Annotated in this window: 14 protein-coding genes; 9 read left to right on the top strand and 5 right to left on the bottom strand. The window is 62.3% G+C overall.

From position 1 onward, the window contains the following. Positions 1 to 522 precede the first annotated feature (522 nt). Positions 523 to 2,010 carry a phospholipid carrier-dependent glycosyltransferase gene (locus PYR64_RS08840; protein ID WP_275779485.1) on the top strand — a complete coding sequence of 496 codons (1,488 nt, stop codon included), beginning with the start codon at positions 523 to 525 and terminating at the stop codon, positions 2,008 to 2,010. A gap of 23 nt (positions 2,011 to 2,033) precedes the next feature. Here PYR64_RS08840 and PYR64_RS08835 read toward each other — a convergent pair whose 3' ends face one another. After that, on the bottom strand, positions 2,034 to 4,427 hold the full coding sequence (locus PYR64_RS08835; RefSeq protein WP_018777668.1) for an excinuclease ABC subunit UvrA: 2,394 nt from the start codon (positions 4,425 to 4,427) through the stop codon (positions 2,034 to 2,036). 131 nt (positions 4,428 to 4,558) lie between these two features. On the opposite strand from PYR64_RS08835, the gene PYR64_RS08830 reads away from it, so the two are divergent. From PYR64_RS08830 to PYR64_RS08820, 3 genes are read left to right on the top strand one after another with little or no spacing between them, the layout of a single operon-like run. Further along, complete coding sequence (locus tag PYR64_RS08830) at positions 4,559 to 5,695, top strand: type III polyketide synthase (protein WP_018777667.1); 1,137 nt, start codon at positions 4,559 to 4,561, stop codon at positions 5,693 to 5,695. After that, positions 5,692 to 6,417: a class I SAM-dependent methyltransferase gene (locus tag PYR64_RS08825; protein ID WP_039241312.1), complete on the top strand. Its 726-nt coding sequence runs from the start codon at positions 5,692 to 5,694 to the stop codon at positions 6,415 to 6,417. The genes PYR64_RS08830 and PYR64_RS08825 overlap by 4 nt, the downstream gene beginning before the upstream one ends. Next, entirely contained in the window at positions 6,410 to 7,540 is a 1,131-nt protein-coding gene (locus tag PYR64_RS08820; protein WP_039241311.1) for an NAD(P)/FAD-dependent oxidoreductase, read from the top strand. The genes PYR64_RS08825 and PYR64_RS08820 overlap by 8 nt, the downstream gene beginning before the upstream one ends. Here PYR64_RS08820 and PYR64_RS08815 read toward each other — a convergent pair whose 3' ends face one another. Continuing rightward, a complete protein-coding gene (locus PYR64_RS08815; protein ID WP_018777664.1) occupies positions 7,541 to 7,948 on the bottom strand; it encodes a nuclear transport factor 2 family protein in 408 nt (135 codons plus the stop codon). A gap of 51 nt (positions 7,949 to 7,999) precedes the next feature. On the opposite strand from PYR64_RS08815, the gene PYR64_RS08810 reads away from it, so the two are divergent. Next, entirely contained in the window at positions 8,000 to 8,674 is a 675-nt protein-coding gene (locus tag PYR64_RS08810) for a peptide deformylase (RefSeq protein ID WP_275779481.1), read from the top strand. A 22-nt stretch (positions 8,675 to 8,696) separates the two neighbouring features. Here the strand turns inward: PYR64_RS08810 and PYR64_RS08805 are convergent, their stop codons facing one another. Continuing rightward, positions 8,697 to 10,712, bottom strand: coding sequence for a S9 family peptidase (locus tag PYR64_RS08805; protein ID WP_275779479.1), 2,016 nt, complete (start codon positions 10,710 to 10,712; stop codon positions 8,697 to 8,699). Positions 10,713 to 10,781: 69 nt separating this feature from the next. Between PYR64_RS08805 and PYR64_RS08800 the strand changes: the two genes are divergently transcribed. From PYR64_RS08800 to PYR64_RS08785, 4 genes are all read left to right on the top strand, one after another. After that, on the top strand, positions 10,782 to 11,624 hold the full coding sequence (locus PYR64_RS08800; RefSeq protein WP_064722163.1) for a methyltransferase domain-containing protein: 843 nt from the start codon (positions 10,782 to 10,784) through the stop codon (positions 11,622 to 11,624). Between the two features lie 79 nt (positions 11,625 to 11,703). After that, the gene (locus tag PYR64_RS08795; RefSeq protein WP_018777660.1) at positions 11,704 to 12,165 is read left to right on the top strand and encodes an NfeD family protein; all 462 of its coding nucleotides are present in this window, start codon (positions 11,704 to 11,706) and stop codon (positions 12,163 to 12,165) included. Positions 12,166 to 12,263: 98 nt separating this feature from the next. Next, positions 12,264 to 13,238 (top strand): SPFH domain-containing protein, encoded by a 975-nt coding sequence (locus PYR64_RS08790; protein WP_018777659.1) that lies wholly within the window; start codon positions 12,264 to 12,266, stop codon positions 13,236 to 13,238. 260 nt (positions 13,239 to 13,498) lie between these two features. Then, positions 13,499 to 13,846, top strand: a complete 348-nt coding sequence (locus PYR64_RS08785; RefSeq protein ID WP_011774875.1) for an RNA polymerase-binding protein RbpA — start codon at positions 13,499 to 13,501, stop codon at positions 13,844 to 13,846. A 97-nt stretch (positions 13,847 to 13,943) separates the two neighbouring features. Here PYR64_RS08785 and PYR64_RS08780 read toward each other — a convergent pair whose 3' ends face one another. Both PYR64_RS08780 and PYR64_RS08775 read right to left on the bottom strand, forming a co-directional pair. Then, complete coding sequence (locus PYR64_RS08780; protein ID WP_039241307.1) at positions 13,944 to 14,687, bottom strand: polyprenol monophosphomannose synthase; 744 nt, start codon at positions 14,685 to 14,687, stop codon at positions 13,944 to 13,946. Between the two features lie 167 nt (positions 14,688 to 14,854). Next, positions 14,855 to 16,513, bottom strand: a complete 1,659-nt coding sequence (locus tag PYR64_RS08775) for an amidohydrolase family protein (RefSeq protein WP_079581422.1) — start codon at positions 16,511 to 16,513, stop codon at positions 14,855 to 14,857. Positions 16,514 to 16,552: the final 39 nt, after the last annotated feature.

The raw sequence follows: 16,552 nt of genomic DNA, 5'->3' as shown, positions 1-16,552 counted from the left end.
CGGAAATCGGTAAGCACTCCGCAACCATCGCAGCATCGGTCGTCCTCTCAGGGAATAGCGCCAAGATACTCGCACCGACCGCTGCTTCCAAGTACTAGTCGGGCATACCCGCGCGCATCGATAGTAGCCTGACTGTGCTCGAATCAACTGCTGTCCACTCCATGCCGGCGTGGGCCAAAGGAATCTAGAACTGCAACTCGTCCCACTTCAACACGTCTCGCTGCCAGTCGAGACTAGGGGGTAGAAGTAGCTTCGAGAACTCCCGACTTCAGGATTTCGTTTCCTAATGCCTGCCTGCAACACAAACCCCGTCACTGCTGCACTAACTCTTCGGCGGTATCGCTGTGGTCACGTTGAGGAGATGAATACGGTGGAAAGACGGCTGGTCAGAGACGCTCTGCGCATCGGGGTGTTGGTTCCCTGATGACTCGAGTTCTGGAATCAGGTCCACGAAGCGAACTACGCGTTCGGCTCAGTGAATCGGTGGGTGCATTGCTTTGGCTGTTGTGGCGGCCTTCTTCCATGACGATCCTCCTGGCATTGCTGGCGGTGCTGCTTCGCGTCTACGGCGTCCAGCAAGCCAATGACCTGTTCATTGACGAAGTAACGTATGCGGAAATGGCCAGGCAGATGGCGGAGGGCCAACTTCCGTCTATTCTGGGGTCTCCTTTCTTCCTTCATCCCCCGGGGCTGTTTGCGCTCGACGGAATGGTCATTAGAGTGTTGGGGCTAGGTGGCGGCCCCATGGACCTGGCCCTGCAGTTGCGGTGGGTCAACGCAATTGTGGGCGTCATGACGGTAGTCGTCTGCGTTCTGCTGGTGCGCCGGCTCGTCAGCCTGGTACCTGCAGTTTTCGCCGGTGCGATTCTGGCAAGTGACCCGTTTGTGCTGCGGATGGACGGCCGCTTGATGATGGAGACCCCAGCGGGACTGGCCGTACTTGCAGGTTGGCTGCTGGTCCTGATGGCTCTGGGTCAAGCGCCAGGTCGCCGGCGTGTGCTGCTGGAAGTTGCCGGCGGATTCGCTTTTGGACTGGCACTGGTGACCAAGGACATGACTGTCATGTTCACGGTGGTTCCTCTCCTGTCTGCCGTGCTGTGGCGCCAAACGCTTCGAGCAATGACCGCCTTGAGGATCTTCGCCTGTGCACTGGTCCCCTACCTGGTGTATCTCTGCGTGATTGCCTCTGCAGGTTTGCTTCCTGCGTTCGTGGACCAGAAGACAGTAGGTGTCCTCAGGATTACCGGTGTTATGCAAATGACCGGCTTCAATTCAGTGACGGGCACGGACCTTACCGGACGTCTCGTGGAACTCGCCGGCCGGTTCGGCACCAGTTACATACTCCTTGGACTTTCCCTGGTTTCCGGCGCACTGGCGTCCTTGTCCCGGGTCCAAATTCGCCGCATCATCGGCGTGTACTCGTTCATCAGCGGCATCGTTGGCGCATATTCCGTCTTCTTCGGGGCTGCCGAGGAGCAGTTCGGCTATTGTGTGGTGCTTGCCTCCCTGATTTCCACTCCTGTCGCCGCGACCATGGTGCTCGAACGGCGACCCGCAGCCCGAACTTTTCTCGTTACTGCCGCGGCGCTGATGAGTGTCATCAGCCTTGCCCTCGGATTGCAGGCAAGGCTGACTGTTGATGACGGGCTGGTGCGCGCACGCGACTTCCTGACCACCCGGCTGCCTTCCGACTCACAGGTGGGCCTGACCACCGTGACTGAAGAATTCGCGCTGCTGCCACACACTAACTGGGAGGTCCTGCCTTCCTTGAAGTCGCTAAGCGACCGGGGCACTGAATATGTCCTGACCCAGGGCAGGCAATTGCGCGAGGGGTACGGCTACGCAGCTCCTGAGCTCGTGGAGTGGCTGAAGGCAAACGCTGAACCGGTCTACTCCTTTGCCGGACCCACCTCGGGCGAGACTGTTGTCTGGCGCCTTGACCGATCGAAGCTGGACGCAGCAGTCGAAGCCGGGCACACGATCCCGCCTGTGACCGGCGGCTATCCGTAGTCCGCCAGGTCAAACGACAGAGGTCATGCGCCTACGTAAGCGGCCAAGTGTTTGCCGGTCAGTGTTGCTTTTCCAGCCACAAGCTCAGCCGGCGTTCCTGCGAAAACTATCCTGCCGCCGTCGTGACCCGCACCAGGGCCAAGGTCGATGATCCAGTCGGCGTGAGCCATGACCGCCTGATGGTGTTCGATCACAATGACGGATTTCCCGGACTCGACCAAGCGGTCCAACATGCCCAGCAGGTTTTGGACATCCGCCAGGTGCAAACCCGTGGTGGGCTCATCGAGGATGTAAATGTCGCCCTTCTCGGACATCTGCGTGGCCAGTTTGAGCCGTTGCCGCTCACCACCTGACAACGTGGTCAATGGCTGGCCCAACGTCAGGTAGCCAAGCCCGACATCGGCGAGCCGGTCCAGGATCTTGTGGGCCGCAGGCGTTCGCGCTTCCCCCTCGCTGAAGAAGCCTTCAGCCTCGTTGACCGACATTGCAAGCACTTCTGCAATATTGCGCTCCCCCAGCTTGTACTCCAGAACGGAGGCCTGAAAGCGCTTTCCTTCACATTCCTCACAGGTCGATTCGACTGTCGCCATGACCCCGAGATCCGTATAGATGACGCCGGCGCCATTGCACGTTGGGCAGGCGCCCTCGGAGTTCGAACTGAAGAGGGCCGGCTTCACGCCGTTGGCCTTGGCAAAGGCCTTGCGGATGGGTTCGAGCAGGCCGGTGTAGGTCGCAGGATTGCTCCTTCGGGATCCTCGGATGGCACCTTGATCGATGACCAGTACGCCATCGCGTTTGGCCACCGATCCGTGGATCAGTGAACTCTTTCCGGACCCCGCAACCCCGGTCAGGACGCACAGGACACCAAGGGGAATATCCACGTCCACGCTCTGAAGGTTGTTGGTTGAAGCGCCGCGGACTTCCAATTGTCCTTTGGCCTTACGGAACGTGGCCTTTATGGAGGCGCGGTCGTCAAGATGCCTCCCGGTAATGGTGTCACTCCCCCGCAGCCCGTCCAGGTCGCCCTCGTAGCACACCGTGCCGCCGCCGGTACCAGCCCCCGGACCAAGGTCGATGATGTGGTCCGCGATGGCGATGCTTTCCGGCTTGTGTTCGACCACCAGTACGGTGTTGCCCTTGTCCCGCAGTTGGAGCAGCAACTGGTTCATCCGCTCAATGTCGTGGGGGTGTAGCCCGATGGTTGGCTCGTCGAACACATAAGTGATGTCGGTCAGGGACGAACCCAGATGCCGGATCATCTTGGTGCGCTGGGCCTCACCCCCGGACAGGGTGCCGGCCGGCCGGTCCAGCGAAAGGTAACCCAGGCCGATGTCCGCGAAGGAGTCCAGGAGATGCTGCAGTCCCTTGAGCAGGGGCGCGACTGAGGGCTCATCGAGCTGGCGGATCCACTCAGCGAGATCGCTGATCTGCATTGTGCACACGTCAGCGATGCTCTTGCCTTTGATCTTGGAAGACCTGGCCTCCGGACTCAGCCTGGTGCCCTCGCACTCAGGACAGGTGGTGAACGTGATGGCCCTCTCCACAAAGGCGCGGACGTGGGGCTGCAGAGCGTCAACGTCCTTGGAAAGCATCGACTTTTGGATCTTCGGGATCACGCCCTCGTAGGTGAGGTTGATTCCTTCCACCTTGACCTTGGTGGGCTCCCGGTAGAGAAGGTCGTGGAGTTCCTTCTTGGTGAATTTGGCGATCGGCTTGTCCATGTTGAAGTAGCCTGTACCGCTGAAGATGCGTCCGTACCAGCCGTCCATGCTGTAGCCGGGAATCGTGAGCGCGCCTTCGCTGAGCGATTTGCTCTCATCGTAAAGAGCAGTGAGGTCGAAGTCGTTGACCGAGCCCATGCCTTCGCAGCGTGAGCACATTCCACCGAGGCGGTTGAAGGAGGCTTTCTCCGTTTTGGTCCTGCCCTCGCCGCGATCCACAGTGATCGCCCCGCTCGCCTTCACCGTGGGGACGTTGAAGGAGTACGCGTTGGGAGATCCAATGTGGGGCTGTCCGAGGCGGCTGAAGAGAATGCGGAGCATGGCGTTGGCATCTGTGGCCGTACCCACCGTGGAACGGGGGTTGGAGCCCATCCGCTCCTGGTCCACGATGATCGCCGTCGTCAGTCCTTCAAGCACGTCCACATCAGGTCGTGCCAAAGACGGCATGAAGCCCTGGACAAACGCGCTGTAGGTTTCATTGATCATGCGCTGCGATTCTGCAGCAATGGTGGCGAAAACCAGGGAGCTCTTGCCGGATCCCGAGACGCCGGTAAACACCGTCAGTCGTCGCTTCGGAATTTCGACGCTGACATCTTTCAGGTTGTTTTCGCGGGCGCCCTGGACCCTGATGAGGTCGTGGGTATCGGCAATGTTCATCGCGGGAGATTGCGTGTCCGAACCGGCAGCAATAGTCATGGTTTCTCCGTCCGTTGGGCGACACTGTCCAACAGTCCCCCGTCGGCGTCGCCTGGCTCTCCTTGACCGACCTCGGTCAATACGATTGATTCTGCCATTGTCTTCCCGGCTTTACTCACTAAGAATGAAGCATGCCGGTATACATGAGGTCCCTCGAAACCGCAGTTCCCCCTACGATTCTGGTCCAGGAGCAGGCGCGTGAGGTGTTTGCCGCCCAGCCGGGCCTGACGCGGCTGGGTACCCGGCTTGTCACCACATGCTTTGATTCGGCCGCTATCGACACCCGTTTCACCGCCGTTGAGGAGTTGAGCCTCGATGCCAACCCCGAAAATCCGAAGTTCTTCGATCCTGAAACCAACAGGGTCCTGAGCCCCAGCACCAAGGTCCGCAACGAAATCTTCGCCACCGAAGCAACCAAGCTGTTCGTCGAGGCCGGCAAGACAGCGGTCGCGCAGGCCCAAGGCATCGATCTGGATGACATCACGCACGTGATCACCGTGTCCTGTACCGGCTTCTTCAACCCCGGACCCGACTACAAGGTGGTCCGGGCGCTGGGCCTGAATCCGGCAGTTCAGCGCTATCACCTGGGCTTTATGGGCTGTTATGCCGCATTCCCCGCCATGAAGGCGGCAAAGCAGTTCTGCCTTGCTGACCCGGAGGCGGTTGTCCTGGTGATCTGTGTTGAACTCTGCTCGCTCCATGTCAGGACATCGAACGACCCGGACACCATCATGGGTTCGGCCATCTTCGGCGATGGCGCGGCAGCGGCGGTCATTTCCGCCAGGGAGCCGGAGGGCGAAGAGCCAGTGATCCGGCTGGACCACTTCGAAACGGTTCTGACGCCGGTCGGCGAGGAAGCCATGGCATGGAACATCGGAGACGAAGGTTTTGAGATGGTCCTGGGCTCCTATGTGCCCCACATCATCGAAGAACACATCACCGGCGCGCTGGAGCCCTTGCTGGCCAAGGAACCGGAACTGGCCGGTTCGCCCTACAGGGACATCACCCACTGGGCCATCCATCCCGGCGGGCGCAGCATCCTTGACAAGGTCGAGTCCAAACTGGAATTGACGCAAGAACAGTTGGTACCTGCACGGGAGACTCTCAGGGAATACGGCAACATGAGCAGTGCCACAGTGTTGTTCGTCCTGAAGTACATGATGGGACAGGCGGCCAGCCAACGCGAGGAGCGGATCTGCTCCATGGCGTTCGGCCCCGGCCTCACGGTGGAGACGGGCCTCTTCACGCTGGTCTCCCCCGCTCTGTGAGTCCCTGGGGGTCCCTCAGGGAAAGGGACCTGGACAGCATTGAGGACATGGACAGGCCGGACTGCGATCCGCTGCTGCTCAGCCGAACCTATGCCAGGTTTCCCGTCGTCAACAGGCTGCTTTCAGGATGGCGCCGGACGTACAAGCGCCGCATCCGTCCGCTGCTGGCGGAGACGGGTCATGCATCCTTGCTGGACATAGGAAGCGGCAGCGGTGACGTGGCCCGCAGTCTGGCGCGATGGGCGCGCCGGGATGGATTCACGCTGGACGTGACTGCCGTCGATCCGGATCAACGGGCCCATGCTTTTGCGACGCACTTACCCGGGGACGAAAGGGTTACATATCGTCTGGCCCACAGTTCCGAGCTGGTTGCGGAGGGGCTGGCATTCGATGTCGTGATCTCCAACCACATCCTTCACCACCTGGATGCCCGGCAGTTCGCCGCGGTCCTGCACGATTCGGAACTGCTGTGCACGCGACTGGCGCTGCACAACGATCTGCAACGAAGCAACGTCGCCTACGTTTTGTTCCTGGCCGGCTTTTGGCCTCTGGGCTGGGGCTCGTACATCGTCAGGGACGGCTTGCTGTCCATCAGGCGGAGCTACACGATGGCTGAATTGCAATCCGCCATCCCGCCCGCATGGACAGTCGAAAGCAACGGACCATGGCACAATATGCTGGTCCACCAGCACCAAGGATCGGGGAACCGCAACCGTGCTTGATGTGGTGATTGTCGGAGCGGGTCCGGTGGGCTTGTTTATGGGCCTGCGGCTGCTCCGGAGCGGCCACAGGATCCGTATCCTGGAACGCAGGAGTGCCGGAAGCGCACGTTCCCGCGCCATCGGGATCCATCCTCCGGCCCTGGCAGCGTTGGAGCGCGCGGGAGTCTCCGGGCAGCTGGTGCAGGCCGGGGTCAGGATCAAACGGGGCGTTGCCTACAGCCGGGGTCGTAAAGTTGCCGAACTTCCCTTCACCGGGGACTCCGCGTTTCCTTTCATTCTGGCCGTTCCGCAGGCGACCACGGAGAAGGTGCTGGAGGATGCGGTGCTGGCAGCCGACCCGGCAGCGATCGTCCGAGGCATCGACGTCCGGGAAACCCGCGACGACGGAATTGCTGTTCGCGTCCTGGCCCACCCGACGCCGGGGAGCCGGGAGTACCGGGCCCGGCTGGTGATTGCTGCTGACGGCGCGCATTCATCACTCCGACGGCGTCTTGTCCCGGACATCGCACCACGGACTTATCCGGACTCGTACCTTATGGGAGACTTCCCTGACGCCACTGGGCATGGTGCTGATGCGGTGCTGTATCTCGAGCCGGAAGGGATCGTTGAATCATTCCCCCTGCCGGCAGGTGTCCGCAGATGGGTGGTGAGGCTCGGTGCGCCGGCAACGGATGCGACGGCGGTAGGGCTGGCTCGGTTGGTCGAAGCCAGGACGGGTGAGGTGCTGGAGGTAGCCGGAAATACGATGCTCAGCGCTTTTGACGTCCAGTCGCGCTTGGTCCGTCAGATGGTGCACGGGCGGGTGGTCCTCCTTGGAGACGCCGCCCACGAAATCAGCCCCATCGGCGGCCAGGGCATGAACCTTGGGTGGCTGGATGCTGAAGCCTTGGCTCCCATTGTCGATGCCGCATTGGCCGGAAACGGTGTCGGGAAGGCGCTGCAGGTCTTCGAAGGGGTCCGGAGGAAAGCCGCGGTCCGGGCGTCGCGGCAGGCCGGGCTCAACATGGCCTTGGGCCGGCCACTGCCACCAGCTGCTATGGCGGCGAGGAACAGGGTGTTTGCGGGTCTTTTGGAGGTGCCCGGCGTGGCCGGGGTGGTGGAGCGGCGCTTCACCATGCGGTAACTATTCCGGCGCCGTGTAGTAGCAGTCGTAGGTGTCCTGGCTGATGATCAGGCCATCCCGTAGCTGGAAGATGGCCGTGCTCCTGGCGCGGATGGTGTCGCCGCGGTCCCAGTGCGGGAGATCCAGGAGCAGCGTTGCCGACCAATTCATCTCAAGGACGACACGGTCTTCCTCAGTGGTGGTGCGGACAATCTCGAAGCGCTGGTCCGCCACGATGTCCTGGCTGTGGTCAGCGCCGGAGAGGGTTTCCGCAAGGTTCCGTGTGGAGCCTGTCTTGGACAGCGCGTGGGGCCATTCGGTGAGCTTGAAGTCCTCAGCCAGGAAAGGCCGCAACGCAGCTGAGCCACCGCCGGCTTCAACTGTTCGGACGAACCCGAGCACGTGTTCCAAAGGCGTGGGATTGGTCATTCTTCGAGCCTAGCCCACTGACAAAGACACCCACGGATATAGGCTCGTTCCATGACGCATCAACCCCATCCCCGAGCTTCAAGCCCCGCTGCAGATTTCAATCCCCTCCAGATCCGGGATGCCGTCCGACGGTTGCTCGATAGTGAGGAACTCCCCGCCATCGTCCAGGCGGGGCACCCGGTGTTGCGTCAGCATGCCGCGCCGTACGACGGCCAGCTCGACGACGTCGAACTGCTGGCGTTCATTGACCGGATGCGCGATGCCATGCATGCAGCCCCAGGGGTCGGCCTCGCCGCGCCCCAGGTGGGCATCCCTTTGCAGTTGGCGGTCCTGGAGGACAAATACGAGATTGATCCGGTGTCCGCCTCCGTGCGGCACAGGGAACCGTTGGAGTTCTTCGCCATTGTCAACCCGCAGTACCGTCCGTTGGGCACGGAAACCTCGGCATTTTACGAGGGATGCCTCTCAGTCCAGGGCTACCAGGCGGTTGTGGACCGACACAGCAATGTTGAGTTGTCCTTTGTGACCCCCGCCGGCGAGCCTGTGGAGGAATGGTTCTCCGGATGGCAGGCCCGCATTGTGCAGCACGAGACCGACCACCTTCATGGCGTCCTCTACCTGGACCGTGCCGAGATCCGCTCCCTGGCCAGCAACGCCGAACACACCGCGCGTTGGGCCTCGCCCGACATTGATGAGGCACGCCGGTCGCTCGGCTTCCTTCCCTGAAGCCTGGCGCCCCGCCGGTTCCCTACTCCGCAGCTTTGTTTCCGGCGGTCGGGAGGTACTTGGCCCACCAGCTGAGGATGTGCTCAAAGCGTTGTCGGCGGTGGTGCGGTGTACCCGAACGGGACAACTCGTGGTCCTCACCCGGAAAGACCAGCAGGGCGGTCTCAACCCCTTGCGCCTTCAACTGTGCGTAGTAGCGCTGGCCTTGTTCGATAGGGCAGCGAAGATCATTTTCGCTGTGCACCACCAGCGTCGGTGTTTGCACATCCGCGATGAAGGCCATGGGACTTTGGGCCAGCATCTGCTCCATTGACCCTCCGGTGTATTCCCTGCCAAAGAACCAACCAATGTCCGAAGAACCCGCAAAGCTGACCGGGTCCAGGAAACCCCGCTCCACGATCGCAGCCTTGAAGCGATGATGATGCGCGATGATCCACGCAGTCAGGTAACCGCCGTAGGAGCCGCCCATGATGCCCACATTCCCGGGGTCCAGGGATTTCCGCGATGCCAGGGCAGCGTCGAGGAAGGCCATCACATCCTGCATGTCCAGGGTGCCCATGCGCCCCTTGATGGCTCGCCCGTGCTCCTGGCCATAGCCGGACGACCCGCGGGGATTGCACATCACCACCGCGTATCCGGCCGCGGCATAAACCTGGGCCTCGTCGAAGAGCGCTCCCGTGTACTGGGCGAACGGTCCGCCGTGGATGTTCAGAAGGACCGGATGCGGTCCCGGGCCCTCCGGTATGACGAGCCAACCGTGGACGGCATGTCCGTCGCTTGATTCAGCCTCGAAATCCAGGGGCTCAATGACCGTGGAGTTGTTCCGAAGGGCTCCTGAGAAATCCGTCAGGAGGCGAAGCTCACCACGCTCCAGCGTTGCGACATCTCCAGCAGTGGACGCGTCGGAGAGGCTTACCGCGATTTCTCCGTTTGCGGCAACTGAAGCCCCGATGACAACCCGGGCGCCGTGCACCAGCGGGGTGATGTCGCCGTTCGCGACGACTTCAAGGAGTTCAACGCTGCCCAAAGCCGTGTTGAGGACCAGGACACGGTCCGGTCCGCTTGGTTCCAGGGGCCCGGAAACATCCAGGTGCTCCACATCAGTCAGGGCTACAGCCTCTCCCCCGGCCGACGGCATCACGTAGAGCACGGAGTTCCGCGCCACAAAGTCCCGGCCGGTATCACCCAGTTCCTGGGCGATGTAGAACAACCACTTGCCGTCCGCCGAGGGGCGCACATCGGTGACGGTCTGCGGTGTCCGGTTGGCGGGTTCGACGACGACCGGCTCGCCGCCGGCAGCATCAACCCTGTAAACAGAGGTGACCAGATCGTCGTCGTGTCCTTCATGCAGTGCCGCTACGAAGTAGAGCCGGCCACCGTCCGCAGAAAACGCCGGCGATGTGTGGTCGGCGTCCCCGAAAGTGAGCTGCAGGGCGGCGGGCAGGCCGGGCAGCTCCAGAGTCGGCTGCTCGTGGGCCGCCCTGCCGCGCGGAAGGACTGCAGGTTCGCCGCCCAATTCCGGGACCTCGACGACAAACAGCTGTTGGCGCTGGTCGGCGGTGTATCCAACACCGTTCATCATGTATTGGTTTGCGGTGATGAGACGGGCATCTTCGGCACCCGGGGCCACGTCGTCAACCGTTCCGTAGCGTCCCCGTTCGGGGACCCGCGCCAGGAAGGCGATTCGGTGCGAATCCGGCGCCCAAACGAAGCTGTCAACCCCCGCCGCTTGGTTCGTGATCCGCTGCGGTTCCCCGCCGGCCGATTCCACCACGAACAGCTGGGGTTTACCGCCGGGGTCGCTGCGCAGGAAGGCCAGGACCAGCCCATCCGGTGAGAATGACGGTGCAGTGTCGCGGAATCCCCGGGTGATGCGGCGCGGGTACTTGGCGTTGTCCAAAGGCACTGACCAAAGCTGGCCTACATAAGTGTCAGCGTCAAAATCCGGCCTCGTGACGGACACCACCGCCTTGGTCCCGTCGGGGTGGATGGCAGGGGCGGACACGGAGTTCAACAGGGGCAGCTGCTCGGGTTTCACGTTGGTGAGCCTAGCCCGGCGCCTCGTCCCGCGGCTCCAGACACTCCGTCCCGCCGTAGGATTGAAGCCATGTTGTCCGACGCCGTCCCCGCCTTGCGCTGTCCCGTGTGCCAAGGACTTTTCGAGTTAAGGGAAGGCCGGCCGGCCACGCTTGCCTGCCGGAACGGACACCTGTTCGATGCCGCCAAGCAGGGCTACTTCAATTTCCTGACCGGGAAAGGCACCGTCTTCGAAGCTGATACGGCGGAGATGGTCGCTGCCAGGTTCCGGTTCCTGGAAGGCGGGCACTATGCGGGTCTGGCCGCGGCGTTGGCCGGCATGGCGGCTGAGGCGCTTCAGGGGCCGGAGACACTGGTTCTCGACGCCGGAACGGGCACCGGCCACTACTTGCGCAGCGTTATTGAAGCGACAGGCGCAACCGCCGTCGGCATGGATATTTCCAAATTCGCGCTTCGTCGTGCAGCCCGCCTCAACCCGCAAGCGGCCAATGTTGTATGGGACATCTGGCGTCCATTGCCCATGGCGGACAACTCGGTGGACGTGCTGACGGTTGTGTTCGCCCCGCGGAACCCTTCGGAGTTCGCGCGGGTGCTTCGGCCCGGAGGAAGCCTCCTGGTGGTGACTCCACGGCCTGGCCACCTGCAGGAGATCGCAGCCAGGACGGGAATGCTCAGCATCGAAGAAGGCAAGGAGGAACGGCTGGCGGAGTCGATGAGCGGGTATTTCGATTCTTCGGCGAGCCACTGCCTTGACTTGCCCTTGGTGCTGGACGGAAACGAGGTAGCCGACCTCGCCTTCATGGGCCCTGCCGGCCACCATTTGCAGCAGGAACAGTTGTCGGGGCTGGCAGCTTCCGAGGAGCCGGTGCCCGCCACCGCGAAGTTCCGGATCAGCGTGTTCACTGCGTCCTGACGCGCGACGACACGTCGGGCTAGGATGGAGGAACAGCGACTGTGATCCCGCTCGCGGGATCCGGGACCAAGGGGGAACGATGTTTGAATGGCTCGGCGAGAATTGGTGGGCTCTCTGGCTCACGGTCTTCCTCGCGTTCGCAGTGGTGGAGATGCTGACTCTCGACCTCTTCTTCATCATGCTGGGCGGCGGTGCGCTGGCAGGCCTGATAGCGGACTTCGCCGGCGCCGACTTCTGGCTGCAGATCGTCATTTTCTGCGTGGTTTCCCTTTTGATGATCGTTTTCGTGCGGCCTGTGGCTTTGAACCACCTGCGCAAGGGACCCACGGAACAGCTTTCCAACATAGACCGGCTCATCGGCCAGCCTGCCCTCGTCATTGAAGCCGTGAGCAGCACCAGCGGGCTGGTAAAAATCGGCGGCGACGTGTGGAGCGCGCGCAGCGCCGCCGGCGTCATTGACGCCGGGGCAACGGTCCAGGTCACCAAGATTGACGGAGCGACGGCGGTGGTCGCTTCGGCTGCCGACAACAGCTCCCGCTGACGTTTAGTCGCACTCGGATTTCAGGCCGTTGCCGGACCGGGGCAACCTGCCCGCGCACAGCCTCATCAAACCACGCAATTGGGGAACGAAGGAGATGTATGGACGGCTTAGGAGGAACAGCAGCGGCAATTGTGCTGATTGTTCTCGTTATTTTTGTCATCATCGTGTTGGTCCGTTCGGTAAGGATCATCCCGCAGGCACGTGCCGGCGTCGTTGAACGGCTCGGAAAGTACCAGCGCACGCTCAACCCGGGACTGACAATCCTGATTCCGTTTGTCGACCGGCTCCTGCCGCTGCTCGACCTGCGCGAACAGGTAGTCTCCTTCCCGCCGCAGCCGGTCATTACCGAGGACAACCTGGTGGTCTCGATTGACACCGTGGTCTACTTCCAGGTCACTGATCCCAGGGCCGCGACATATGAGATCGCCAACTACATCCAGGCCGTTGAACAGCTGACAACCACCACGCTTCGTAACGTGGTGGGTGGACTGAACCTTGAGGAAGCACTCACATCCCGCGACCAGATCAATGGTCAGCTGCGTGGCGTACTGGACGAAGCAACAGGCCGCTGGGGAATCCGGGTGTCCCGGGTGGAACTGAAGGCGATCGACCCGCCCCACTCCATCCAGGACTCGATGGAAAAGCAGATGCGTGCAGAGCGTGACCGCCGCGCAGCCATCCTGACCGCCGAGGGTACCAAGCAGTCGCAGATCCTCACCGCGGAAGGCCAGCGCCAGGCTGCCATCCTCGCAGCTGAGGGTGACGCCAAAGCCGCCATCCTCCGGGCAGACGGTGAAGCACAGGCCATCCAGAAGGTCTTCGATGCCATCCACAAGGGCAACCCGGACCAAAAGCTGCTCGCCTACCAGTACCTTCAGACGCTTCCGAAGATCGCAGAGGGCAGTTCGAACAAACTCTGGATCATCCCGAGCGAAGTTGGCGAGGCCCTCAAGGGCATCGGCGGTGCGCTTGGTGGGAACAGCCCCGACTCCCCTGTCGCGGGCCTCTTCGACGGAGGCTCGAAGACCCCGGAGCCGGTAGGGACAGTGGAACCACCACGTCCCGCCGAGTAGTTCCTGTCCCTTAGGGACAACGCGAGCGGCCAGCCATTCCGGCTGGCCGCTCGCGGCGTCTCCGGGCTTTTGAGTACTCAGCGAAGATCAGCGTATAATGGGATATTTGTCCGGCTGGTTCAGCGTGGACGGAACATTAAAGCTTGGCCAGGCGTTGCAATTAGTGATGCAAGGTGTGCAGAAGTAGTCCGTAGGGATCGTGAAAACGGCTTACGGCTAGCGCGGAGTTCCTGCTCCGCGAACAGACAGAGGGAGTAATCATGAGCGATCGCAGCCTGCGGGGTATGCGTCTTGGCGCCCAAAGCATGGAAACTGAATCCGGCGTTGAACCGGCACCGCGTCAGCGGGTCGAGTACCGTTGCGAGGATGGCGAGCAGGTCTTCGTAACCTTCTCCTCCGAAGCAGAGATCCCTCCCGTTTGGGTTTCCAAAACGGGGAAGGAAGCGCTCCTGGTCGATGGCGAGCGTCCCGTGGACGCCAACGAGAAAGCCGTCCGTACCCACTGGGACATGCTGCTGGAACGCCGCAGCCTTCCTGAGCTGGAGCAGATCCTCGAGGACCGCCTCAATATCCTTCGTGAGCGCCGTGGAGAACGCCGCTCCGCATAGCCGCTAAACGGCAAGCCTTTTGGGCATAGTCTCCAAGACAACAGCAAAGGCCGGGTCTGGTTCCTGATGGAACCGGACCCGGCCTTTCTTGTGCCTGCTACTTCGCGGCTTCGGGTGACTTGCGGGTGATTTTCGCCCAGCGTGCAGCCAGGCCCCACTTGGTGACGTTGATCATGGCTTCCACCACGATGTTGCCACTCATCTTCGAGGCTCCGAGCTCCCGTTCCACGAACGTAATGGGGCGCTCCTCGATGCGAAGGCCAAGCTTGGCCACTCGCCAGGCCAGGTCAACCTGAAAGCCGTAGCCTACTGACTCGACCTCGTCCAGGTTCAGTGCCTCGAGGGTGCTGCGGCGGAACGCCCGGTATCCACCGGTGACGTCCTTGATCTTGACGCCAAGCATGATGCGGGCGTAGGTGCTGCCGACGCGCGAGATGGCCTGGCGGTAGAGGGGCCAATTCACGACACTTCCGCCAGGAACCCAGCGGGAACCCATGGCGAGATCCGCACCGTCCCGCACGGCGTCGAGGAGGAGGGGAAGCTGCTCGGGCTTGTGCGAACCATCCGCGTCCATTTCGACGAGGACGTCGTAACCGGCGGCCAGACCCCACTTGAAGCCTGCGATGTAGGCGGCCCCCAAGCCTTCCTTGCCCTTGCGGTGCAGGACATGAACCTGGCTGTCCTCAGCGGCGAAGTCGTCGGCAAGCTTTCCCGTGCCGTCAGGGCTGTTGTCGTCGACCACCAGGACGTCGGAGTCGGGTACCGCTGCGCGCAGCCGTCCCAGCGTCACGGGGAGCGATTCCAGCTCGTTGTAGGTGGGAATGATCGTCAGGACACGCAAGAAGAGGCCTTTCCTTGATGGAGCGGTCAGTGTGCCGGACCAGCCTGGCAGCTGGCGTTCTGGCGCAACTCTCCATTATAGGACGACGGCGGCCATGACTTTTGCGTCTGTGGTGCCGGCCACAGGGCACAGTGGCAGTCCCTGTTCTTGGCTTGCAGACGGAACGACTAGACACGAAGGGATTCGTGGGCGAACAGTTCACGTCCCTCACGGACAGTTTGGAGGCAGCGGGGGTCCGACCCTGTGTCGAGGGCGGGCAGGAGCGGTGTCCGAGCACGGGGATCCGTGCTCCATGACTGTACCCGGCTGTCAGCAACCTGGACCATCAGCTCTTCCACTTCCCACACGGCGAAACTGGCCGGTGCGCCAGGTACGAGTTGCCCCATTAGGGGGTTCCTGTGCTTTGCCGCCCGCCATCCTGCGCGCGTGTGCCCCAGAAACGCCGCACGCGCCGAGATGCGTTGTTCCGGGTTGCTGTGCTCGAGGCAAGCGCGCACGCTGGACCAGGGCCGGAGTGCAGTGACAGGGCTGTCGCTGCCAAAAGCAATCGGTACGCCACTGGAGTAGAAGGACGCGAACGGGTTCATGCCGGCGCTACGGCTGCCAAGGCGTTGCTCGTACAAGCCACCAGCTGCGCCCCAGGCGGCGTCAAAGCCAGGTTGGACGCTGACTGTCACGGAGTACTTCGCCAGCCTGTCTATGGCGGACTGGTCAGCCAGCTCCACGTGTTCAAGCCTGTGCCCCGCTGCCCGGATGCGCTGCTCCCCCACTTCTGCCGCCGCGGCGTCCAGGGCATCCAGTACCGCCGCCAGGCCGGCGTCGCCGATCACATGGAATCCTGCCTGCACGCCCAGTGCCGACGTGGCGGCGAGGTGTTTGCTTGCCTCGTCGACCGAAAGGTAGAGGCTGCCGCGCTGCCCAGCGGCGTCGGAGTAGTCGTCCAACAGGGCAGCTGTGCGCGAACCGATGGAGCCGTCCATGTTGAGGTCCCCGGCGAGGCCAAGGACGTTGGTGCCCAAGTCATCCAGGATGGCCTTGGCGTGCTCCTGCGAGGACGCCAGTTCGCCCCAATAAGGGAGCACCTCCGGTTGGTCCCCGCCGTCGTTCCAGGACACGGCGGTCCTGAGGTCCTCGGGACCGCAAATATGTGGCGCGGACATCTCGGCCATGGCTACATAGCCGTGCGCAGCGGCTTCCCGCAGCGCTTGTTCCTGGTACCGGCGCCGTTCTTGCTCCGGGAAGTTCCGCGCAGTCAGGCGGGCCGCTGTATGCGCTGCCCGCACCACACGAGCAGTGCCTGTGAAGCCGTCGAGTCCTTCGAGTCCGGCGGCCGCGGCAAGTGAGGGTGAAACCAGTGCAGAGTGAACGTCGACGCGCGACAAATATACGTGCCGGTCACCTGCGGCCCGGGAAATTTGTTCAAGGCTGGGCAGTGTGGGGTTGTCCCACTTCGTCTCATCCCAACCATGGCCAAGGATGGTGCCCGTACCACCCGCGGTGGCAACGGCGTCGAGCAGTTCCGCAGCGGAACGGACGGTGCCGAGCTGGAGGCCTGCGAGGGCCACTCCGGTTTCCGTTAAATGGACGTGGGAGTCCACAAACCCGGGGGCCAGCAGGGCGCCCCGAAGATCGATGATCTCCATGGACGAATCGGCAATGGAGGTCGCAGCTTGTTCGGAGCCCACCCAAGCCACGGTGTCTCCGTCCACCACCATGGCCGTTGCAAAGGGATCCGCCGCCGTATAGATAGAACCATTGCGGTACATGGTGACCTTGCGGCCGGATCCGTTGGGGTGCTGGCCGGCAGACGCGCCTGGCTGGTTCATGCTGTGGGCTCCTTGAGCGTTGTCAACAAATCAATCATG

The sequence above is a fragment of the Paenarthrobacter sp. Y-19 genome, assembly GCF_029223985.1.
Taxonomy (GTDB): Bacteria; Actinomycetota; Actinomycetes; order Actinomycetales; family Micrococcaceae; genus Arthrobacter; species Arthrobacter nicotinovorans.
The sequence above is the reverse complement of the archived record's forward strand: the minus strand, read 5'-3'. Positions and strand labels throughout refer to the sequence as shown.